19 protein-coding genes and 1 pseudogene are annotated in these 23,731 nt (G+C 40.4%); 12 read left to right on the forward strand and 8 right to left on the reverse strand.

Features of this window, described 5'->3' with window-relative positions:
- Window positions 1–51 precede the first annotated feature (51 nt).
- Together FTT88_RS00755 and FTT88_RS00760 are read right to left on the reverse strand one after the other, a co-directional pair.
- Window positions 52–831, reverse strand: coding sequence for a HesA/MoeB/ThiF family protein (locus tag FTT88_RS00755; protein ID WP_180173625.1), 780 nt, complete (start codon window positions 829–831; stop codon window positions 52–54).
- A gap of 104 nt (window positions 832–935) precedes the next feature.
- On the reverse strand, window positions 936–1,538 hold the full coding sequence (locus tag FTT88_RS00760) for a TetR/AcrR family transcriptional regulator (RefSeq protein WP_180022024.1): 603 nt from the start codon (window positions 1,536–1,538) through the stop codon (window positions 936–938).
- 71 nt (window positions 1,539–1,609) lie between these two features.
- Between FTT88_RS00760 and FTT88_RS00765 the strand changes: the two genes are divergently transcribed.
- Window positions 1,610–2,809, forward strand: a complete 1,200-nt coding sequence (locus tag FTT88_RS00765; protein ID WP_257220683.1) for a multidrug effflux MFS transporter — start codon at window positions 1,610–1,612, stop codon at window positions 2,807–2,809.
- A gap of 98 nt (window positions 2,810–2,907) precedes the next feature.
- Here the strand turns inward: FTT88_RS00765 and FTT88_RS00770 are convergent, their stop codons facing one another.
- From FTT88_RS00770 to FTT88_RS00780, 3 genes are all read right to left on the reverse strand, one after another.
- Complete coding sequence (locus FTT88_RS00770) at window positions 2,908–4,551, reverse strand: AMP-binding protein (RefSeq protein WP_180123638.1); 1,644 nt, start codon at window positions 4,549–4,551, stop codon at window positions 2,908–2,910.
- A 297-nt stretch (window positions 4,552–4,848) separates the two neighbouring features.
- Complete coding sequence (locus FTT88_RS00775; protein ID WP_180173626.1) at window positions 4,849–5,985, reverse strand: acyl-CoA dehydrogenase family protein; 1,137 nt, start codon at window positions 5,983–5,985, stop codon at window positions 4,849–4,851.
- Window positions 5,986–6,303: 318 nt separating this feature from the next.
- Window positions 6,304–7,074 (reverse strand): 3-hydroxyacyl-CoA dehydrogenase, encoded by a 771-nt coding sequence (locus FTT88_RS00780; protein WP_180173627.1) that lies wholly within the window; start codon window positions 7,072–7,074, stop codon window positions 6,304–6,306.
- A gap of 140 nt (window positions 7,075–7,214) precedes the next feature.
- Between FTT88_RS00780 and FTT88_RS00785 the strand changes: the two genes are divergently transcribed.
- Together FTT88_RS00785 and FTT88_RS00790 are read left to right on the forward strand one after the other, a co-directional pair.
- The gene (locus FTT88_RS00785; protein ID WP_180040374.1) at window positions 7,215–8,249 is read left to right on the forward strand and encodes an AraC family transcriptional regulator; all 1,035 of its coding nucleotides are present in this window, start codon (window positions 7,215–7,217) and stop codon (window positions 8,247–8,249) included.
- Window positions 8,250–8,449: 200 nt separating this feature from the next.
- Window positions 8,450–8,803, forward strand: coding sequence for a hypothetical protein (locus FTT88_RS00790; protein WP_078188566.1), 354 nt, complete (start codon window positions 8,450–8,452; stop codon window positions 8,801–8,803).
- Between the two features lie 76 nt (window positions 8,804–8,879).
- Here FTT88_RS00790 and prmC read toward each other — a convergent pair whose 3' ends face one another.
- Together prmC and prfA are read right to left on the reverse strand one after the other, a co-directional pair.
- Window positions 8,880–9,698: a peptide chain release factor N(5)-glutamine methyltransferase gene (gene prmC / locus FTT88_RS00795; RefSeq protein WP_180173628.1), complete on the reverse strand. Its 819-nt coding sequence runs from the start codon at window positions 9,696–9,698 to the stop codon at window positions 8,880–8,882.
- Window positions 9,698–10,786 (reverse strand): peptide chain release factor 1, encoded by a 1,089-nt coding sequence (gene prfA, locus FTT88_RS00800; protein ID WP_078188570.1) that lies wholly within the window; start codon window positions 10,784–10,786, stop codon window positions 9,698–9,700. Before prfA ends, prmC begins: the two co-directional genes overlap by 1 nt.
- Window positions 10,787–11,154: 368 nt before the next feature.
- Between prfA and FTT88_RS00805 the strand changes: the two genes are divergently transcribed.
- The 5 genes from FTT88_RS00805 (at window position 11,155) to FTT88_RS00825 (ending at window position 15,128) form a co-directional block, all read left to right on the forward strand.
- Entirely contained in the window at window positions 11,155–11,583 is a 429-nt protein-coding gene (locus tag FTT88_RS00805) for a glycine zipper domain-containing protein (RefSeq protein ID WP_078193959.1), read from the forward strand.
- 289 nt (window positions 11,584–11,872) lie between these two features.
- Entirely contained in the window at window positions 11,873–12,400 is a 528-nt protein-coding gene (locus tag FTT88_RS00810) for a hypothetical protein (protein WP_168377731.1), read from the forward strand.
- A gap of 179 nt (window positions 12,401–12,579) precedes the next feature.
- A complete protein-coding gene (locus tag FTT88_RS00815; RefSeq protein ID WP_180173629.1) occupies window positions 12,580–13,587 on the forward strand; it encodes an LLM class flavin-dependent oxidoreductase in 1,008 nt (335 codons plus the stop codon).
- A 233-nt stretch (window positions 13,588–13,820) separates the two neighbouring features.
- Window positions 13,821–14,297: an inner membrane protein YiaA gene (yiaA, locus tag FTT88_RS00820; protein WP_180173630.1), complete on the forward strand. Its 477-nt coding sequence runs from the start codon at window positions 13,821–13,823 to the stop codon at window positions 14,295–14,297.
- 264 nt (window positions 14,298–14,561) lie between these two features.
- On the forward strand, window positions 14,562–15,128 hold the full coding sequence (locus FTT88_RS00825; protein ID WP_180173631.1) for a flavoprotein: 567 nt from the start codon (window positions 14,562–14,564) through the stop codon (window positions 15,126–15,128).
- 1,006 nt (window positions 15,129–16,134) lie between these two features.
- Here the strand turns inward: FTT88_RS00825 and FTT88_RS00830 are convergent.
- Entirely contained in the window at window positions 16,135–16,971 is an 837-nt protein-coding gene (locus FTT88_RS00830) for a pyruvate, water dikinase regulatory protein (protein WP_078193964.1), read from the reverse strand.
- A gap of 153 nt (window positions 16,972–17,124) precedes the next feature.
- On the opposite strand from FTT88_RS00830, the pseudogene ppsA reads away from it, so the two are divergent.
- The 4 genes and pseudogenes from ppsA (at window position 17,125) to cyoB (ending at window position 23,730) form a co-directional block, all read left to right on the forward strand.
- Window positions 17,125–19,503 (forward strand): annotated as a pseudogene (ppsA, locus tag FTT88_RS00835) (phosphoenolpyruvate synthase).
- 82 nt (window positions 19,504–19,585) lie between these two features.
- Entirely contained in the window at window positions 19,586–20,368 is a 783-nt protein-coding gene (locus FTT88_RS00840; RefSeq protein WP_180173632.1) for an RDD family protein, read from the forward strand.
- 302 nt (window positions 20,369–20,670) lie between these two features.
- Complete coding sequence (cyoA, locus tag FTT88_RS00845; protein ID WP_078193967.1) at window positions 20,671–21,738, forward strand: ubiquinol oxidase subunit II; 1,068 nt, start codon at window positions 20,671–20,673, stop codon at window positions 21,736–21,738.
- Between the two features lie 3 nt (window positions 21,739–21,741).
- Entirely contained in the window at window positions 21,742–23,730 is a 1,989-nt protein-coding gene (gene cyoB, locus FTT88_RS00850; RefSeq protein WP_067767311.1) for a cytochrome o ubiquinol oxidase subunit I, read from the forward strand.
- The last annotated feature ends 1 nt before the right edge of the window (window position 23,731 follow it).

The raw sequence follows: 23,731 nt of genomic DNA on the forward strand, positions 1-23,731 counted from the left end.
TAGAAAAAAATAATTAACGTGAGTGTAGCAAAAAAATAAGGGCTTGCTGCTTTATCTTGCCTGACAGATTGGACAATCGGGATCTTTTTCAAAAGCGAGAATTTTTTGCTTCATTGACCGACCATCCCACAACAAAAGCTTTTGTTTCAGTGCTGTCGTCCCTAAACCCAAATAAAGCAAAGCATGATGAGCTTGCAAACTTGCCATAACATTTGGTGTGGTTGCAAGCACACCCGAGTCTGCACAGCGCAAACTTTCATTGGCATGCTGTTCTTTTGGAAATAGACATTCATAACATGCCGCGTTTCCTTCGACCATAAACAGTTGCCCTTGGAAACCAATCGCTGAAGCACTAATCAGCGCCACATTATTTTCTACGCAGCTTGCATTGACCAAATAACGCGTGCTGAAATTATCACAACCGTCGAGAACCAAATCTTGCTGTGAAATCAATGCCTTTGCATTGCTTTCATCTAATTTTGAGGTATAGCTTTGCACACGGATATACGGGTTAATCGTTTGTAAACGTTTAGCCAAAATTTCAGCTTTATAAAAACCTACATCGTGTTCGATATACGCGATTTGTCGTTGCAAATTACTGATTTCAATGCGATCTGCATCGATCAAAGTGATTTGGCCAACGCCTGCACGTGCCAATAATTCGGCTGTAGTACAACCAATTCCACCACACCCTACGATGAGTACATTGGCAAGTTTTAGCTTCTCTTGCGCATCGATGTCCCAACCATCAAGCAATATTTGACGGCTGTATAGATGCATTTCATCATCACTTAATTCCATGTCTGAATCTAGATCGAGCTGTGCATCCATGTTCTGCTATCTCATTTAAAACATAAAACCGAGGCCATTATAACGAGCAATCCAAAGATAAGGACGAAAATAAATATTCAATTTTGCTATGAAAATTTAGGCATTCACATTTTAAACAAAGCCTGAATACTTTGTTCAATTGCCGTATTTACCTGCTGCATATCGATCTGCTGATTTAAAAATAGTAAATCGACGAAAGGCTTCGAAATGGTTGCACCAAATAACATATCCGCCATGATATCTGCATTTAAGTTCAATACAAATTGGGCACTTGGAATATGACTCACAGTATGAATCAAATGATCTCGGCTTTTGGCGATACCTTTTTCATAAAAAGTATCACTTATTCCATCAACACCAACACGCTCTGCGATCGCCAGTCGGCACAACTTAATATGCCGCTCGGACAGGACATGCTCAGCGATTTTCTTCAACTGATTCTGCAAGGCCAACACACGATCTAAACTATTGGCATCAAAAGCATCTTCAGTCCAGATATAGGACGACTCAACCAATGAAATAAGCAGTTCACGTTTATCAGAAAAATACACATATAGCGTTTTTTTAGACATACCTGCTGCGGTCGCAATTTCAGACATGGTGACATTTTCAAAGCCCTTCTCACCAAAGAGTTGTTCTGCAATAGAAAAAATTTCTGCACGCCGCTGTTCTGCCGACATGACCAAAGGACGGCCTAGTTTTGCCAATGCTGCTCTCTTTGACTTAGGAAACCGATAAGTTTCAGAATGCGCTGCTTTCCACAAGATCCAACCACATTATGACAGCATCAAATACACGTGCAATGCCCATACTCATTGCATTACTCGCAACCATCGGCCCGATAGGTATTGATATGTACCTACCAAGCATTCCCGTTATGGCAACATCTTTAGGGAGTAGCGAAGGTGCGATCCAACTGAGTTTGATGACATTTTTTGTGGGTTTAATGCTTGGCCAGCTGATGTATGGCCCACTATCGGATAAATTTGGCCGTAAGCCGCTTATTTACTTAGGTTTAGGGATTTATATTTTAGGCTCGATCGGCTGCACATTTGCACAAAGCGTTGAACAATTACAATGGATTCGCTTTATTCAAGGTTTAGGTGGTTCAATTGGGATGGTGATTGCCTTTGCGATTATCAAAGATCAGTTTCAAGGCCCGGCAATGGGCAAAATGATGTCAATGGTTTTGGCGATATTAGGCCTTTCACCGGTGGCTGCACCTCTAATTGGCGATGGCTTACAGGCTTTAGGTTCATGGCGAAATATTTTTATTTTTTTAGCCGTATATGCCGCGATTGTATTGGCAGCCGTTGCAATGCTACTCCCTGAAACACGTCAAGTGGAATTGCGTCAACAATTCAAGCTCTCACAAACCATCAAATTATATGGGCAAATTATCAGGGATCGTAAGTTCATCATTTACTCACTCACACTGTGTATTGCACAAGCTGGCTTCTTTGCCTATATCGCTGGTTCAGCCAGTGTATTTATCAGTGAGTATCAGTTGAGTTCTACCCAATTTAGCCTGCTCTTTGCATTCAATGCATTTGGTTTAATTGCTGCTGCAATCTTTAACCCCAAAGTGCATGAAAAATTTGGACCACTGAATGCCTATAAAATCATGAACAGCAGTTTCTTACTCATTATGGCTGTATTGCTCCTTGCACAATGCTCAGGCTATTCAAATCTAATATTCTTCTGTAGCGCACTATTTATCGCCGTTGCACTTTTAGGTTTCATTATGCCTACCGGAAGCCATTTGGCTCTTATGTTTCAGCATAAAAATGCTGGTACAGCATCTGCATTATTAGGTGCTTTACAATTTGGCTTTGGTGCGATCATTACAACTTTAACCGGTAAATTTAGTAATTTTGGCAGCTTAGGTTTAGTCACAATCATGTTTGCTTGTGCACTTATTTCTGCACAGCTTTGCCTCATTAGCTTTCCAAAACATTTACCGATGTCTCAGCATTAAAATTGCAAACTCAAAAATAATTATTATCCAACTTAAATAAGCAAATCAAAAAAGGCTGCATTTACGCAGCCTTTCCTTTAATCTATCTCAGCCTAAACTTAACTGACCTTTTGCATACATTGTGCTTTGGCCACTTCTTGTTGCTTCAACAGATTACGTTGGATTTTTCCACTCGATGTTTTAGGCAACCCATCAACAAATTCAATTTCTTTTGGATAAGCATGCTTGGATAAACGTGATCTTACATAGGCTTGTAGCTTATCCATGAGTTCAGAACTTGCTTGATATTGTGGTTTCAATACCACAAAAGCTTTGACCAATTCAGTGCGCTCAGGATCAGGCTTACCAACAACTGCCGACTCTAAAACCTCTTCGCACTCTAATAATGTGCTTTCCACATCGAAAGGTCCTACACGATAGCCTGACGTTGTAATGACATCGTCAGCACGACCCACAAAATCAATTCCACCTTCTTCATTTAAACGAACAGTATCACCAGTTAAATAGTAGTTACCTACAAAGGCTTTACGGTTATTGCCACCATAGCCTGTGAACCACATGAGTGGAGATTGCGACCAGTCTAATGCCAATGTTCCAATCCCACCACGTTCAATTTCTTGATAGTCTTTATTGAGCACCGCGAAACGATGACCCGGTATAGCAAAACCGGCTGAACCCACTTTTTTGTAGTGTTCTAAGGCATGATGATTTGCAATCACCATTCCAAGTTCCGTTTGTCCATATTGGTCATAAATATTGACGTTTAAGTCGTGATTAAACCATTGAATCACTTCAGGCGTTAGCGGCTCACCTGCGCTACTCACAACCCGTAAATGTGATTTTATGGATGCGTCAAATTTTTCTTTGAAGCCAAAGAACATACGAAAAGCCGTTGGAGAACCGGTCAAATTACTGACTTTATATTTTTTGATGACTTGAAGTGCATGATCAACACTAAAAGCACGTTCATCCATAATAATGCTGTGTCCTAAACTTAATGGCCCTGCAATTCCATAGTACAAACCATAAGCCCAACCCGGATCTGCCAAATTCCAAAATGAATCTTCATCACGCAAATCAACCGCATGTGTCATATACCCTTTAAATGCCAATAACGCTTTGTGTGGCACAGGTACAGACTTGGCTAAACCGGTCGTCCCTGAGGTAAACATCATTAAAAATTCATCGTCAAATGAACGGGGAACTGAGTTAAATGTGGCGTCATGCAATTGCAACTCTGACCAAAAGTCAGGATCTGTCTGAATTGCTTGATCGGCATGTACAGTTAAAATATGCGGTAAATCAATATGATTGAGTTTTGATCGTTGCTCAGTGTTGGTTACAATCAGCTTTGTTCCCGCAGTTTGCACTCGATGTTCAATCGCTTTGGACTCAAATGCAGTAAACAACGGTTGATAAATTGCCCCTATACGCCATGTTGCCAATACGGTGATCAACAACTCTGCTGTGCGAGGTAAAAGACCTGCAATGCAATCACCTGCTTTCAATCCAATGCGCTGATAATAATTTGCCAATTGTGCAGAAGCTAAATCTAATTGCTCAAAAGTCCATTGCTCAGATTCACCATTTTTACCTTCCCAGATCAGCGCAGTTCGATTTTGCCCAACATAGCGCCCACAACATTCATCATAAGCATTGATTGAACTTGGCGTACCGACCAATTGTTCTGTAACCATCTTTTCAAAATTAAAATCACGATATGCTTGTTCTAGTGTCTTCATGACGACAATTCCTATCCAGTTCTCTATGATTCAAAGTGCAAGACTTTGAGGTTTATTCATCTTGTTGTTGTACCGCTGCGTACTAGTGACGATTCCTTTGCCACATCCGCCTTTACTGCTATTCCATACACCGATTGCAATGTCGGTTTTTTAGTTTTGAAACTTATACTTTGTTAAACAATCTATTCTTAGACTGTGTATACCTAGATAACCATGTTTGGATGTCCCCTGCAATTTCCATAACCATCAACGCCATTGCAGGGTTTGAACATCGACCAAAGTCTATTTTTTAATCACCTATCCTTTGGTGACTTCACGTGCAATCACCAGACGTTGAATGTCCGATGCACCTTCATAGATTTGGCTGACACGTACATCACGATAAATGCGTTCAACTGGGAAATCAGATACATAACCGTAGCCTCCATGGATTTGAATGGCATCTGAACACACCCGTTCAGCCATCGTCGATGCAAAAAGTTTCGCCATCGAGGCTTCTTTTAAGCATGGAAAACCGGCATCTTTTAACGTCGCTGCATGGAAAATTAACTGGCGTGCTGCCTCAATTTGGGTGGCCATATCCGCGAGGCGAAATGCCACGGCCTGATGCTGTACAATCTCCACCCCAAATGCCTTTCGTTCATTGGCATATTCAACGGCTGCATCTAATGCTGCTCGTGCCATACCCACAGACTGCGCTGCAATGCCAATTCGACCTGACTCTAGGTTTGATAAGGCAATTTTATAGCCTTCACCCTCTTGGCCTAAAAGACTATCGGCAGGTATCCGACAGTCATCTAAAACTATAGTTGCTGTATCGGAACAATGCTGACCCATTTTGTCTTCTAATCGCGATACGATATAACCCGGCGCATCCGTTGGTACTAAAAAGCACGAAATCCCTTTTTTACCTGCAGATTTATCCGTTACCGCAAAAACCAAGGCTACTTGAGCATGTTTTCCTGTGGTAATAAATTGCTTGGTGCCATTTAACACCCACTCATCACCATCACGCTCCGCTTTACATTCCAATGCACTCGCATCTGAACCCACTTGTGGTTCTGTTAGGCAAAAACAACCTAACCATTCGCCAGTGGCTAATATTTTTAAGTATTTTTCTTTTTGTGCTTCAGTACCATAACGTTGCGTAATGCCACATGGCAGGGAGTTTTGTACGCTGACAATTGTGGAAATCGCACCATCACCTGCAGCAATTTCTTCTAAGGCAACAACCAAAGACACATAGTCTAAACCTGCACCTCCCCATTCGTCCGAAACCGTCATGCCTAAAGCACCCAGCTCACCAAGTTCCTTTAGCTCTTGTGCAGGAAATGCTGCCGTTTTGTCACGCTCAGCTGCCGTTGGTTTCAGTTTTTCTTGCGAATAGCTTCGCATCATGTCCTGAACCATTTTTTGTTCATCATTTAAAATCATGAGACTTCCTTTTCTAAATCTTTTATAGCGCGTATAGCTTTAAATTTTGGATAACTGCGGAATTAAAAATACTTTGGCTGTATAAAGCAAAGTTAGATACACGACGACGTCATTTGCAACTGTCTGAGGCAGGACGCCATTAATCTCTAATGTTTCTGTAATCTGTAAATCAATAAATACTTGATGACGAGTTTTACAAATGACTATGGTTTTGGTTACTTTTGCCGAAACAAAAGTAACGAGATAAGCTACTGTCAACGAAGTTATTCTCGATCAGACTCCGTCGTAGAAGCCTGAATAAGCAGTTTTAATAAATAACTATTTAGGCTGCATACGGATCGCGCCATCAAGACGTATCACTTCGCCATTGAGATAAGCATTTTCAAAAATATGCGTCACTAATTTTGCAAACTCTTGTGGTTTTGCTAAACGTGGTGGGAAAGGCACCATTTTCCCCAAAGCATCTTGTACATTTTGTGCTAAGCCTTTGAGCATCGGGGTTTCCATAATGCCCGGAGCAATAGTCATCACACGAATCGACTCACGTGCAAGCTCACGTGCAAGAGGTAATGTCATTGCAACCACTGCCCCTTTAGATGCTGCATAAGCCGACTGACCAATTTGACCATCAAAAGCAGCAACTGACGCCGTATTCACAATCACGCCACGCTCTTCTTCACCCGCTTTTAATTCATATTTAGCAATCAGTTGTGCCGCATAGCGCAGCATATTAAATGTACCTGAAACATTAATATTTAATACTTTTTGGAACATCGCCAAATCATGCAATCCGTCACGACCTAAAACTTTTGCAGAGGGTGCGATACCGGCACAGTTCACTAAACCATTGAGTTGACCAAATTCCGCTTCAACTTGTGTAAAGAAAGAGCCGACCGCTTGTTCATCGGTAACATCCAATTGAACAAATTTGGCATGATCACCCAGTTGACGTTGCATCGCTTCGCCATGCTCAAGATTCATATCCACAATAATCACTTTGGCACCCAAGCCAATCAGATGTGTTGCTGTCGCAGCGCCTAAGCCCGATGCACCACCTGTCACAACAAAAACTTTTCCTTTAATGTCCATAGCATTTCCCTATTTATGATGTTTGTTTTAAATTCGACTTAAGATGCAGAGTAAACAGAGAATTTATTCAGTACAATTTCCAAATGTTGCATCTTTTCTGATGTATTTGGACAATTCTGAACAAGGACCTATCCGCACATATGCCGAAGCATGGACTCGAATACAGCAAAGGGACGATTTCAATCGACTTGGTGCATGAAGCATTATACGATGCGCAAAAAAAGCAATTTGATATTTCTGCTATTTTACAAAAGGCGGGTATTCCCTCTGAGTTACTGCTATCGAGTAAAACCAGAGTTTCCGTTTCACAATATGCGGCTTTATGGACTCATCTTGCAGATGTGATGGATGATGAATTTTTTGGCATGGATCGGCATGCCATGCGACGTGGTAGTTTCAAACTGCTTTCAAAAATGGTCATGCATAACAGCACTTTGGGAGATGCACTCAAGCAAATTTTGCAGTTTTTAAATCTGGTTTTAGATGAATTGCATAGTGATTTAACCATTGAAGATCACTTTGCTTATATCGTGATCTATGACCAACAAGCGCCTAAACGCATGTTCAGCTATGCAACTTATTTAATGCTCATCCATACGCTACTGTGCTGGCTGAGTGGACAACGAATTTTGTTAAATCAAATCCAATTCAAATGTGATGCGCCGCTTGATGATCACGACTATAAAGTTCGCTTTTGTGAAAATATTCATTACCAAGCCAGTCAAAACTATATACAACTAGATGCCAGTTATTTAACCCTGCCAATCAAACAAGACACACGTTCATGGTATCAATTCCTACAACAAACGCCTGAAAACCTTTTGGTGCGCTTTAAAAACCCGTATGCGCTCAGTAGCCAAATTCGTAAACAACTGTTAGACGTTTCTCCTGCCGAATGGTTAGAGTTTTATGAGTTGGCGGTCAAAATGAATATGTCGGAAGCCACCATGCATCGCCGTCTTAAAAGTGAAGGTGTGAGTTATCAACAACTCAAAAATGATATCCGACGTGATACTGCCATCGATTTTTTAACCCATACCGATAAAAGTTTGCAAGATATCAGTGAAGAACTAAATTTTCATGATCCGAGTGCTTTTCATCGGGCATTTAAAAAATGGACAGGCGTCAGTCCCGGTGCGTATCGACAAAATAATGCGCCTGAATTCAAGGCCTAGAATTTGATATTCGCTATTTATAAATTGAATATTCATCTAATTAATAGAAAATCAATAACTTAAAAATATTCAATAAATAGACTGACCATTCATCCTTGAACGATTGCTACTTTAGTCTAATTAGGTTATTTTTCACTCAATTTAAAGCACTTTGCTTATTTATTTTTCAATTCTCCTGCATCTCCTTGAAAGGCTATCCTATGCTTAAGATGATTGATGTTCTTGAACAACAACTTGTTCAAAACTTTTCAGATTCTCTTTTCACTCAGATTGACGCAATTGATGAACTGTTTCATGAACAGCTTAAAACTGTCGCAGATATCGATTTGCAAAATTTGATCTCACAATTTTTTAGCACTGAAAATGCAGTTGAAGTTGCTCATGCACTGGATATCCAAGCGGATGACATTGAAGCAATTCAAGCAGGTGCAAATCTAAAAGATGAAAATTTAGTGAATGCAACTGCAAAAATTATTGCTTACTGTCTTGCAGTAGAAACAGCAGCTTTAGAACAAGTTGAAGTTTTCGATAGCTTACAAGACTACCCAATGTAAGTATTGATCGAATATCAAAAACAAAAAAATAAAGCGCATTCAATGCGCTTTATTTTTGACTATCTCTAACACCAAATCAGTGTTGCCACTGGCCTAAACTGACACGGTCATTGCCACCATAATCTTTTACAGTCCGAACATTTCGATACCCAGCTTGTAAGAACAAATGTCTGACCGCTTCACCTTGGTCATAACCATGTTCGAGCACCACCCAACCATTCACGGTTAAATGTTTTTTGGCTTGAAGAATGATTTGCTCAAGATCTGCAAGCCCATGATTGTCTGCAACCAAAGCACGTTCAGGCTCTGTCGCCAAATCCTTCATGTGTACATCATCAACATCGATATACGGCGGATTTGACACAATTACATCAAAGAAAGCACGTCCAAAAGGTTTCAACCAAGAACCTAAGACAAACTGCACATGTTCAAGATCATGCTTTTTGGCATTAAACTCAGCAACTTCCAAGGTAGGTTCGTAAATATCCGAAGCTACAATTGACCACTCTGGACGTTCACTGGCTAATGACAAGGCTACAGCGCCAGTTCCTGTTCCTAAATCCACCACACGAGCATCTTCAGGAAGTTCTAAACGGAGTACAGTTTCAACGAGTACTTCCGTATCAGGACGTGGAACCAAAGTATCTTTAGTCACTTTTAAATCTAGCGTCCAAAATGGCTGAGAACCTGTGACATAAGCCAAAGGCTCACCTGCTGCAATACGAGCAAGACTGTCGACATAGAGTTGTTCTTGTTCTGCCGTCAATTCTTGATCCTTTTTCATGATTAAATCAAAAGAATCAATCTTGGTGATGTGCTCTAACAACCACGCATTTTCCTGACGTTCATAACTTTCAGGTTCACCACGATAGGCCAAAGCCTGTGCAATATTCATCAGCCACCATTCTGCTGTGCTAATAACGCCAACTGATCGGCTTGATATTCACGATGCAAACTATCTAGCAATTCAGTCAAATCACCTTCCATCACTGCATCCAACTTATACAGCGTTAGGTTAATCCGATGATCAGTCATACGACCTTGTGGATAATTATAGGTACGAATACGCTCAGAACGGTCACCAGAACCTACTAAGTCACGACGCATTTCAGATGTCGCGGCATCTGCCGCCGCACGTTTGGCATTTTCTAAACGAGAAACCAACAGCGCCATCGCTTTGGCTTTGTTTTTATGTTGTGAACGTTCATCCTGACATTCTACAACTGTACCCGTTGGTATATGGGTAATACGCACCGCGGAGTCAGTTTTGTTAATGTGCTGACCACCTGCACCAGAGGCACGATAGGTATCAATACGTAATTCTGAAGGATTAATTTCAACACTTGTGTCTACATCAATTTCCGGCAAAATCGCAACAGTACATGCCGAAGTATGAACACGACCTTGTGACTCTGTTGCAGGAACACGCTGTACACGATGTGCACCACTTTCAAATTTCAAACGACCATATACGCCTTCACCATTGATGAGGCAAATCACTTCTTTATAACCGCCGTGTTCGCCGTCATTTTCAGACAACACTTCAATACGCCAACCTTGTGATTCAGCATATTTACTGTACATGCGATACAAGTCACCCGAGAAAATTGCAGCTTCGTCACCACCTGTTCCGGCACGGATTTCTAAATAAGCAGAGTTCGCATCATTCGGATCTTTTGGAATCATCAGAATGTTTAAGTCTGCTTCAAGCTGACCGATCAAAGCTTTATTTTCTTTGATTTCCTCAACGGCCATCTCTTTAAAATCTGGATCCGTCATCATTACTTCAGCAGTCTCAATATCTTCTTCAGCTTGACGGTATTTTTTCCAAACTTCAGTGATTTCAGATAAATCACTATGCTCACGTGACAACTGACGGAAACGTTTGTTGTCTGAAATGACTTCTACATCTGCGAGTAATGCATTTAATTCTTCGTGACGGTCAGAGAGCTGATCTAATCGTAAACGTAACGATTCTTTCATTTTTCAAAAAATCTCAATACACAGGCTCTACCGCTAAACTTTCACGGATATGCCAAAATTCAAAATAATGGCGCTAGTGTACCGATAATGGGTCTGAAATGACATATTTATTGTTTTTTGGCCTATCGATGACCCGAAATATTAAAGTGTGAAATTCATCACTCCTACCTTTCTCCACAAAGTCGTACAGATTTTCAGCATTCGACCATTTTTTTCACAATATTAATAAAACTTATACAAACTAGACACTCAAATCACTAAATAAAGTGAAAGCTCTCCATATTTATAGCGAATAGTTTTGTTACATTTACTGCCATCGAAATGATTATGAAAAAGTCCTCGCGTTTATGAAGGACATGGAGTGAACTATGAAACTGAATACTCTTTTAATGACAGCCACTCTAGCAACTGCTTCTATGTTCACTGTGTCTGCAAATGCAGATAGTACAACACGCGTTGCTGCAGCTAGTGCATTAGGTAGTGTTGCAGGTACTGCAATTGGTAAAAACATGGGCGGTAATACCGGCGCTACAATTGGTGCCGCTCTTGGTGGTGCTGGTGGTGCTGCGGTAGCAAGTAATAAACGCAACCGTACAGAATCTGCTATCGGCGGTGCTTTAGGTGGTGGTACAGGTTATACTGTTGGTAAAAGCATGGGCGGTACAAACGGTGGTTACATCGGCTCTGCACTAGGTGCTGCTGGTGGTGCTGCTCTAGGTAATAAAATCTCTAAAGACAAAGCTTACGACAAACACCAAGAACGTAAATACAAAAAACGTTACCGTCGTCGTCACTAATTCAAAAATTAGTGAGTCCTTATTGAATAGTGAAAATAGCACCTTCGGGTGCTTTTTTATGTATCGCCTTTTTTCAAATGATAAATACAACTTTATTTATTGCTCCTGATAAATATTTAGATTTGCCTTCCCTCCAACCAAGTCATCAATCATGTAGAAATAAAGTGCAAAATTTACATTGCAGCAACGGAACACGTATTTTATTTCACATCACGCTCCAAATATTCGCTATGTGTTTTCATATATTGATATCAACAGATAAACATCATGCTTCGTAAGGAGTTTAAAAATGAAAATTAATAAAATTCTATTCAGTGCAGCAATTGCCGCTTCAGCACTTACTATGACTGCAACACATGCAGGTAATAGCACCAATACTGCATTAACATCTGCTTTAGGTGGTGTTGTTGGTGCAGCAATCGGTAACCAAGTTGGCGGCCAAACTGGCGCAATGATTGGTTCAGCAATTGGTGGCGGTGCAGGTGCAGCAGCATCGGCAAACAAACGTGACCGTAATGGTGCCATCATCGGTGGTGCACTTGGTGGCGCAGGTGGTTATACCGTAGGTAAAAACATGGGCGGCACAAACGGTGGTTATATCGGTGCTGCACTTGGTTCAGCTGGTGGTTCTGCACTAGGTAAAAAAGTGTCTGAAGACCGTCGCTATGATGACCGCTATAATGGTCGTTATGATGATCGCTATGACCGTCGTTATAACAACCGTGGCTATCGTACCAATAATTATAGCTATAACGACCGAGGCTACCGTGGAGACAATGGTCGTCACTTAGGTTGGTACAAAAACGGTAAACGGTAATCGATATATTTCAATGGAAAAAAATCAGCACCTTCGGGTGCTTTTTTTGTATATAAAAAAAGTTTAGATATATCTAAAGTTGTCTTTTTACACCGCCCCACAACCATATCGAATTTATTCGATATACATTCAGCTTTTTATATCGTATTATTTCGATATAAAGATCTCTGAGAGAAAACATGCGTACTCTAGCCGATACAAAATTTTCAATACTTGAACTCGCACCTGTTCGAGATGATAAAACCATCGAATTTTCGCTCAAACATGCACTCCAGTTAGCACAGAAAGCAGAACAACTTGGCTATGACCGTCTATGGTTAGCCGAACACCACAATATAGACGGCATCGCAAGTTCTGCAACTGCGGTTTTACTCGGTTATCTCTTAGCAAATACACAATCCATCAAGCTCGGTTCAGGCGGGATTATGTTGCCCAACCATGCGCCTTTAGTTGTCGCTGAACAATTTGGCACACTTGAAACGTTATATCCTGGACGTATTGAACTCGGCTTAGGTCGCGCACCAGGTACTGACCAAACCACCATGCGCGCATTACGCCGTGGCCGTCAGGAAACCGAAGATCAATTTCCACAAGATGTTCTTGAGATTTTACAATACTTCAAAGCACCTGAACCTCACCAGCGCATCATTGCCACACCGGGACAAAATACACATGTTCCTGTATGGCTTCTAGGTTCAAGTCTGTTCAGTGCACAACTCGCTGCACGTTTAGGTCTACCCTATTCATTTGCTTCACATTTCGCACCACGCATGCTTGGACAAGCAATTCAGCTCTATCGTGAAAATTTCCAAGCATCCGAATATTTAGATCAACCTTATGTCTCTATGGGCGTACCAACGGTTGTTGCTGAAACAGATGAAGAAGCAGAATATCTGGCGACGAGTGCTTATCAACGCGTTTTAGGTTTAATGCGTGGTCAAAGTTTAAAACTCAAAGCTCCAGTCGACAGTATGCAAGGCTTATGGTCTGCTGCAGAAAAGATGTCTGTTGATAATTTCTACGCTATGGGACAAGTCGGTTCAAATGCAACCGTTCGAGCAGGTTTAGAAAACCTACTCACCAAATATGACGTTGATGAATTTATTTTCACCTGTGACATTTACGATACCGACAAGCGCATTGAAAACTTCGAACGTTTAATGCAAATCAAAAATGATCTCGCTTAAGACTCTAAGCTTAATAATCTAATCCAAGCGTTTAATCCGTCTAAAGGCAGAATTGTGACTACATGTTTTGTGGTTCTTTAGACGGATAGCAGTCAACAGATAATATGGTTTCGGCTAACAACGACCAAACCTGTACTTAAAAACCATCATTGCCTCAACGAAATAATTGCTTTACTCATTTTCATTCCTGTATAAATATTAAACACAAGCAAAACAATGAGAAAAATAAGCAGATGAGCCAATATATTAATAAACCCACACCCGCATTTATCGCAGCAAGTTGGTGTGCCCTCATTTTAGGCGCTGTAGTGTTTTGCATAGGTTTATTCAATGCAAATATGATGCTGAATGAAAAAGGCTTTTATCTCATTTTATTGCTCTATGGATTATTTTCATCGGTTTCACTACAAAAAATCATTCGTGACCGTTTAGAAGGAATGCATGTCACTGCAATCTACTTTGGACTGTGCTGGGCATCCGTCATTATTTGCCTTGTACTTCTTGCCATTGGCCTTTGGAATGCTGAACTAGCATTAAGTGAAAAAGGTTTTTACATGATGGCTTTCCTAATGAGTTTGTTTGGTGCAGTTGCTGTACAAAAAAATATTCGTGATATGAACTATTTACGTACACATACCGACCAACCCGAACTTAAGCATTCAACCCCGAGTCAACTTGACTATAGCTCACAAAATGATGAACCACTTTAAAATTCGCCACATCTATAGTTCTCAAAAGCTGTTCATGCAGGTCGCTTATTGTTTTTTTCGACCTGCTTGAGTGATTCATAAACTTCAATGCAGAAAAAAATTAGCTCACTCCTAGAAATCTATAAATGACAAGGGCCAAGCAAATCAATTCTAGACAAATTGCATGACTCATCAGACTGAAATAACGCTTTACCACAACTGGCACATCACAGAAGATATTCCTATCTAAGACTCAACTAAAAAAAGAAAAGACAAGGAATAAATATGGCCAACAAGCAGGATGCAACCCACCATATTTTTAATAATCATGTAGAAGATTTTGAACACTTTCGTGGAATGATCATAGGTTCAGAACAGATCAAAGATTATGATTTTAAGAATCAAAAAATCGCCATTATTGGGATAGATCAACATGTGGTCTCTGAACTACATCATCTATGTCAGGTTGCAGATAACATCATGGTCTATCAAATCAAACCGCAATTTGTCTTACCACGCACCGAACGTCTACTGAATAAATTAATCCAGCACCCACTGATTGCAAAAAATCGACGTTTATTTAGCAATCGTATTAAGAGTATTTTGGCGATTCGTTTTTTAGAAGACCAAGTGCCGAACCATTGGTTAAGACATTTACTCAGTCCAAATACCGCAATTCAAAACAAAACCTTCCTAAAATCTGATCATTATTATGCTGCATTACAGCAACCCAACTGCATCTTAAATACTTGGCCAATTGCAAAAATTCAGAGTAATTCAATCACGGCTTTAGATGAGCATACGTTTGAGTGTAATGTCATTGTTCGCAGCGAATCTAGCCCGCCCAAATAAAAGTAATTACATTGCAATTATTTTCACATGACAATTACTAGAATTTATCCAATTGATCAAAATTCACAACACTAAAAGCCATCTTTGGTGGCTTTTAGTAAATCCCCTACGTTATTGAATACTTTCATTCGATAAGGCTAAGGATTCTTAAAAATCCATAAATGAAAATAGCTTTAATCGTGCTACATGCTTTTTCATTTCTCAGACTTAAATCATGCCTCCGACCTACACCATCAGCTACAGCGAGTTTATAGACGTGCAATTTTGAATAGTTATGATCAATTCTTCATAAAAAATTTATATCAAACCAATAATTTTTCAGTCGCTTAATCTGGTCTTACACCACTCTTTTAATCCCTAACTATAAGTTGGAAAATTTATACCGATGCTCATATTCAGCCGACATTTACTTATGTTCTAATCTATATTCAATAGGGAAATAACTGCTAAAAATCCAATTTTAATATCACTTCATATCAGCTTTTAAAGCCTAAATAGTCTCAATTCGAGCACTTTTCACTCACATCAATTAAATAAATGATGCCATTTCTTGAGATTTAACACCTAAAAGCAACTGTTTGATTATTTTTTATTCTATTTTTTGCCTATTTTTTTTGCATTTAAACAAGCTATTTTTGAAAACTTGATCAAATATTAAACTGTATGTGCTAAATCAGGTATATACACCACTCTTATCAAGTAGATTATTCAGGCTTAATTCATAGCTAAAAATACAGCACAGCACGGATTATTTTAAAAGATTCAAGCTGTCAATTAGGCCATATTTTATAAATTTTCAGCCAAAAAAATTCATCAAATTGGTACACATTTGAATGCAGAAATTGCTTAAATTTTAAGTCTAAATATTGAGGAAAATTTTCATCAATATTTTAAATATTTATCATTCATTAAAAGTATGACAAGCCAGAAATTAATACTATTTTTATATAATTTATACAGAAATTCATTATCATCAAAAGAGCCACCGAAGTGGCTCAATTTACACTTAACCAATACGACGTTTCAGTCCAGTCATTTGTAAAACACGAGTTGAAATTTCTTCAATCGACATTTCCGACACGTTTAAGTATTTAATTCCTTCTGAAATATAAATACCTTCAATCGCACGTAATTCCATCTGGCACTGACTAAAACTAGCATAACGACTATTGGCCTTACGTTCTGAACGAATTGCTACAAGGCGCTCTGCATCAATCATCAAGCCAAATAACTTATGCTTATGTTCACGTAAAACTGCAGGTAAACGGTTGTCATCCAAGTCTTCTTCTGTCAAAGGATAGTTCGCTACACGAATACCAAATTGCAAAGAAAGGTAGATGGAAGTTGGTGTTTTACCCGAACGTGATACCCCGATTAAAATCAAATCAGCTTTATCATAATGACGAGTACGTGCCCCATCATCGTTATCTAAAGCAAAATGCACCGCATCAATACGTGCTTTATAAGACTCAGAATCTGTTACTGCATGGGTTTGACCGACTAAAGTCGTAGGCGCAGTACCTAACTCGTCAGACAGTTTACTAATAAGCCCTTCAAAAACATCAAGATTTATCGCATTTGCAGTATTAATAATGTCACGTACATACGGGTCTACAAGGGTATCAAACACCAAAGGCTTTTGACCGTCTTGCTGCGCTCTAAGATTGATCTCTGCAACCACATTTGTAGCAGCTTCTTCAGAGGTAATATATGGAATAATATGAATGTCAAAATCTACATGAGGGAACTGGGCTAACAGTGAATGACCAAGCGTTTCTGCGGTAATCGCTGTCCCATCCGAAACAAAGAAAACACTACGCTGAATCTGTTTACCTTCTGACATTAAAATTCTCCTCCAAAATTTGTCTTAGTGCTATATAATCTTTATAGTAAACCATCTTACATGACTGTCACTTAGTAAATTTAGAATGCTAAGTAATTTGTTATAATTTCATGCCAAGATAGTGATTAATACTGCAAAAGTGGAGTAACAACTTTGGAAGCGCGCGTAATTGGTCTAGAAAAATTAGGGAAACACGACGTAGAACTCGTGGGTGGTAAAAACTCATCATTAGGTGAAATGATCAGCCATCTAGCAAATGCTGGTGTATCTGTTCCTGGTGGTTTTGCTACTACAGCTCAAGCATATCGTGAATTCCTCGAGCAAAGTGGCCTAAACGCTAAAATTAACGCTGAACTTGCTGCACTCAATGTTGACGATGTAAATGCACTTGCTGAAACTGGTGCAAAAATCCGTCAATAGATTGTAGACACTCCGCTTACAGCTGAACTTGAAACAGAAATTCGTGAGGCTTTCACAGCTCTTTCAAACGGCAACCCTGATATCGCGGTTGCCGTTCGCTCATCTGCAACAGCAGAAGACTTACCAGATGCTTCATTTGCTGGCCAACAAGAAACTTTCTTGAACATCCGTGGTATCGACAACGTCCTTATTGCGATTAAAGAAGTATTTGCTTCACTTTATAACGACCGCGCAATTTCTTACCGTGTACACCAAAACTTCGCACATGACGTCGTTGCGTTATCTGCAGGTGTTCAACGCATGGTTCGCTCTGAAACAGGTGCAGCTGGTGTAATGTTTACACTAGATACAGAATCTGGTTTCCGCGACGCAGTTTTCATCACAGCTTCTTATGGCTTGGGTGAAATGGTTGTACAAGGTGCTGTAAACCCTGACGAATTCTATGTATCTAAACCACTTTTAAATGCAGGCAAACACGCTGTATTACGTCGTAACCTTGGTTCTAAACACCAAAAAATGATTTATGGTGAAGAAGGTGCTGCAGGTAAGTCAGTGGTTGTTGTAGACGTTGAAAAAGCAGATCGTCAACAATTCGCTTTAAATGACCACGAACTTCAAGAACTTGCTAAACAAGCATTGATCATTGAAAACCACTATGGTTCAGCAATGGACATCGAATGGGCGAAAGATGGCGATGATGGTCAAATCTATATCGTTCAAGCACGTCCTGAAACTGTGAAGAGCCGCCAAAACGTTGGCACCATGGAACGTTACCTACTTAAGCAAAAAGGTAATGTAGTTTGTGAAGGCCGTTCAATCGGTCAACGTATTGGTTCTGGTCGCGTTCGTATTGTGACTTCAATCAAAGAAATGGACAAAGTGCAAGACGGCGACGTACTTGTATCTGACATGACTGACCCAGACTGGGAACCAGTAATGAAACGTGCTGCTGCGATTGTCACTAACCGTGGTGGTCGTACTTGTCACGCTGCGATTATTGCACGTGAACTTGGTGTTCCTGCAATCGTAGGTTGTGGTAATGCAACTGAAGTATTAACTGATGGTCAAGAAGTGACTGTGTCTTGCGCTGAAGGTGACACAGGCTTTATTTACGAAGGTTCTTTGGACTTTGAAATCCAACGCAACTCTATCGAATCTATGCCTAAACTTCCGTTCAAAATCATGATGAACGTAGGTAACCCTGACCGCGCATTTGACTTTGCTCAAATTCCTAACGAAGGTGTTGGTCTTGCTCGTCTTGAGTTCATCATCAACCGTATGATCGGTGTACACCCTAAAGCATTGCTTAACATTGACAGCCTACCACGTGAAACTCGTGCTGCTGTAATGTCACGTACTGCGGGTTATGCATCCCCTATCGAATTCTATGTTGAAAAACTAGTTGAAGGTATTTCTACTCTTGCTGCAGCGTTTGCTGACAAACCAGTGATTGTTCGTATGTCTGACTTTAAGTCAAACGAATACGCAAACTTAATCGGTGGTAAGTTATACGAACCTGAAGAAGAAAACCCAATGCTTGGCTTCCGTGGTGCAAGCCGTTATGTGTCTGACAACTTCCGTGACTGCTTCGAACTTGAATGCCGCGCACTGAAAAAAGCACGTGATGAAATGGGCTTAACTAACATTCAAATCATGATTCCTTTCGTACGTACTGTTGCTGAAGCGAAACGAGTTATTGAATTGTTAGCGCTTAACGGTCTTAAACGTGGTGAAAATGGTCTTAAAGTGATCATGATGTGTGAACTTCCAACTAACGCATTGTTGGCTGAACAGTTCCTTGAACATTTCGACGGTTTCTCTATCGGTTCTAACGACTTAACTCAGTTAACACTCGGTCTAGACCGTGACTCTGGTATCGTTTCTCACCTATTTGATGAACGTGATCCAGCCGTTAAAGCACTTCTATCAATGGCAATCCATGCTTGTCGTAAAGCTGGCAAATACGTAGGTATTTGTGGTCAAGGTCCTTCAGATCACCCTGACCTAGCTAAATGGTTAATGGAACAAGGCATTGAGTCTGTTTCGCTTAACCCAGACTCAGTATTAGACACATGGTTCTTCCTTTCTGAAGAAAAAGCTCAACAAGCTTAATAAACTGTGTTAAAAAAAGACCCACATGTGGGTCTTTTTTTTTATTTATACTTTTACAGACGTTTTTTGAGATTTTAGTTTTATGCAGATTTACTTGGCACGAAATAACCAACAAGCTGGTCCCTACACCTTAGAACAACTTAACAAAATGCTCGCGAGCCAACAAGTGTTACTCACGGACTTGGTTTGGCACCAAGGTATGACCGAATGGAAAGCTTTGGGTGAACTCACTCAAGGTCAGTTGGTTTATATGCCTGCAGGATATACTGCACCAACAGCATTCGAATCAAATCAAACTGCAACTACGCCATCAAATACCTATGCACAGCCTCAAGCGGTACAAGAGCAAACTAGCCTAGCTAGTATTCCTAAACGTGTTTTGGCGAAAATCGTCGATTTACTGCTTTGGATACCAGCAACTTTTATCTTAACGGCATTTTTTAGTCCAAGTGAAAAGACACAATTTGCAAATCTGAATGAACAGTTTATGCAAGCTGTGATGACCCCAAATGCTGACCCCAATGTTTTACAAGCACTACAAACACAAATGGTTGAAATGTTTCCCAACCAAGCTTGGATTGCAATGTTTGCGTATCTCTTCATTATGCTTTTCATTCAAGCATATTTGATTGCTAAATCAGGTCAAAGCATTGGTAAAAAAATCACCAAGATTAAAATTGTAGATGCCGAAACCAGTCAACCTGTAAACCTCATGCGTGGCTTCACTTTACGCAGTGTTTTATTTATTTTCCTGAACTTTTTATCAATGCCATTAAGCGTAATCATTGATTCCGTTTTTATTTTCGGCAAGAAGCGTCAAACCTTGCATGACAAATTGGCAAAAACCAAGGTAATAAACCAATAATTTTCACTTTTATTCAGGGATGATTTTTTCATCCCTTTTTTGTGCATTATATTGAAATTAAAATAAAATTTAGATAAAAAAAATACAATCCCGACTAGCAAAATAGGGTTTTAATACAGTCATTTAAAGCATCTTTATGTATAGCTTAGTTTGCCGATATCAGGCATAATGCCCTACAACGTAGCGGTGTCGCATCATTGTGACTGTTTTTTCATGTCTGAAAAAATCACAATCATGCGACACTTTATTCGCTATCCCAAATTTTAAATTTAGGGAATGGGACTCTTCACCGAGGTTGTAAAATGAGACAAACAATTTTAGCTGTATTGTCTTTATCTGCGATCGCTGCACTCTTAACTGGGTGTGGTGGTGATATGGTACTTCTAAACTCAAAAGGTCCAGTTGCTGAAGGTCAGTCAAACCTCATGCTTACTGCGATCTACCTAATGTTGTTGGTAGTTATTCCATCAGCACTTATGGCTCTTTGGTTTGGTTGGAAATATCGCGCGTCAAATAAAGATGCAGACTATGCACCTACTTGGGCACACTCGACTGCAATTGAAGTTGTAGTTTGGGGTATTCCCGTAATTATTATCGCTATTTTAGCTTGGTTAACTTGGTGGGGTTCCCACAAGTATGACCCTTACCGTCCACTCGAGTCAGATAAAGCTCCTTTAACTGTTCAAGTTATTGCTGAACAATTTAAATGGATCTTCATCTACCCTGAACAAGGCATCGCGACTGTAAACGAGATCCGCTTCCCTGAGAAAACTCCTGTAAGCCTTCGTTTAACATCTAACTTCACAATGAACTCATTTTTCATTCCGGCGTTAGGTGGTCAGATTTATGCTATGGCAGGTATGCAAACTCACTTGAACTTATTAGCTGATGAAACTAGTCCTGCTGAAGGCTTCCGTGGTTTCTCTTCTAACTATTCAGGTTATGGCTTCTCACAAATGCGCTTCCGTGCACATGCTGTGACTGATGCTCAGTTTGCTGAATGGGTTTCTGCTGTTAAAGCTGGTAATGGTTCTTCAGTTAATCCTGAAGCGGTTCAAAAAACTGTTTTAGACCAAGCTGAATTTGCAACCTTACGTGACGGCAACCGTTCTAAACACCAGATCGAAGTTTTAGTTGCCAAAGCAACTACTCCTGAAGAGAAGGCTCTAGCTGAAGCAATGAAGCCTTACCCTACTAAGCCACACCCAGTGACTTACTATTCTTCAGTTGAACCTAAATTGTTCGAATCAGTGATTAACAAATACATGAGCAACTACCACGGTGCTGATCATACAGCTACTGTTGGACACGAAGCTGCTGCTTCTGAAGCTCATGCAGGCGTTGAACATGCGACTGTTGCAGGGGAATAAGACATGAGCTTATTAGGTAAGTTAGGACCAGATGCTATTCCACACGATCCAATCGTGTTGGTTACTGTTGCAATGATGATCCTTGGCGGTATCGCAGTTGTTGCTGGTATCACCTACTTTAAAAAATGGGGCTACTTGTGGAACGAATGGTTCACATCTGTAGACCATAAAAAAATTGGTATCATGTATATCCTCGTGTCAATTGTCATGCTTGTGCGTGGTTTTGCCGATGCGATTATGATGCGTCTTCAACTGTTCCTTGCAAAAGGTGGCGGTGAAGGTTACTTACACCCAGAACACTATGACCAGATCTTTACTGCCCACGGCGTAATCATGATCTTCTTCGTAGCAATGGGTCTAGTTGTTGGTTTAATGAACGTTGCTGTACCACTTCAAATTGGTGCGCGTGACGTAGCATTCCCATTATTAAACTCTCTAAGCTTCTGGTTATTTGCCGGCGCTGCGGGCTTAATGATGGCTTCTCTTGCAATTGGTGAATTCGCTGCAACAGGTTGGATGGCTTACCCTCCACTTTCTGGCATCGAATACTCTCCAGGTGTAGGTGTAGACTACTATATCTGGGCACTTCAAGTTTCTGGTCTAGGTACGCTTCTTACTGGTGTTAACTTCTTCGTTACCATCATCAAAATGCGTGCGCCTGGCATGAAACTTATGGACATGCCTATTTTCACTTGGACTGCATTAGTTACTGTAGTGCTTATCGTTGCAACTTTCCCAGTTTTGACTGCGACTATTGCAATGCTTTCACTTGACCGTTACTTCGGCTTCCACTTCTTTACAAATGACATGGGTGGTAGCCCAATGTTGTATGTAAACTTGATTTGGACTTGGGGTCACCCAGAAGTTTACATCTTGGTATTACCTGCTTTTGGTATTTACTCAGAAGTTACTGCTGTGTTCTCACGCAAAGCGTTGTTCGGCTACAAATCTATGGTGTACGCAACTGTAGCAATTGGTGTTCTTTCACTGGTTGTTTGGGTTCACCACTTCTTTACAATGGGTGCTGGTGCCAACGTTAACGCGTTCTTCGGTATCATGACCATGATCATTGCGATCCCAACTGGTGTGAAAATCTTCTCTTGGTTATTCACCATGTACAAGGGCCGCATCACCTATACAACTCCAATGCTTTGGACACTTGGCTTCCTTGTGACTTTCGGTATTGGTGGTTTAACAGGCGTATTAATGGCAGTTCCACCAGCGGACTTCTTAGTACACAACTCTTTATTCCTTATCGCTCACTTCCATAACGTAATTATTGGTGGTGTTGTGTTCGCGATGTTCGCGGGTATCATTTTCTACTGGCCAAAAATGTTTGGTTGGAAACTAAATGAAACTTGGGGTAAAGCAGCGTTCTGGTTCTGGTTCTTCGGTTTCTACTTTGCATTCATGCCACTTTATATCCTTGGTTTCATGGGTATGACTCGTCGTTTGAATACATATGACAACCCTGAATGGGATCCGTACTTAGCGATCGCTTTATTTGGTTCTGTATTGGTTGCTATCGGTATCTTCTGTTTTGTTATGCAAATCGTTGTTGGTTTCCTTCAACGCAAAGACAACATGGACGTTACTGGCGATATCTGGGATGGTCGTACTCTTGAGTGGGCTACTTCATCTCCTTCACCATTCTATAACTTTGCTTATCTTCCAAAGATCAATGGTATTGATACTTTCTGGACTGACAAAGAAAATGGTGTTGCTTACGCTAAGCCAACTACATACGAAGACATCCATATGCCTACAAACCGTGCGGCAGGTTTCGTAATTGCAATGTTTATTACAGTTATGGGCTTCGCATTAATCTGGCATATCTGGTGGTTAGTCGTTGTAACTTTCATTGCTTCAATTATCAGCTTCATCGTTTCTTCTTTCACTAAGAAAGTTGACTACTATGTTCCAGCTGCAGAAGTTGAACGTATTGAAAATGAACGCTACGCGCTTCTTGAAAAACATTTGAAGAAGGACTAAG

This window comes from Acinetobacter sp. YH01024 (genome assembly GCF_013420195.1).
Classification (GTDB): domain Bacteria; phylum Pseudomonadota; class Gammaproteobacteria; order Pseudomonadales; family Moraxellaceae; genus Acinetobacter; species Acinetobacter amyesii.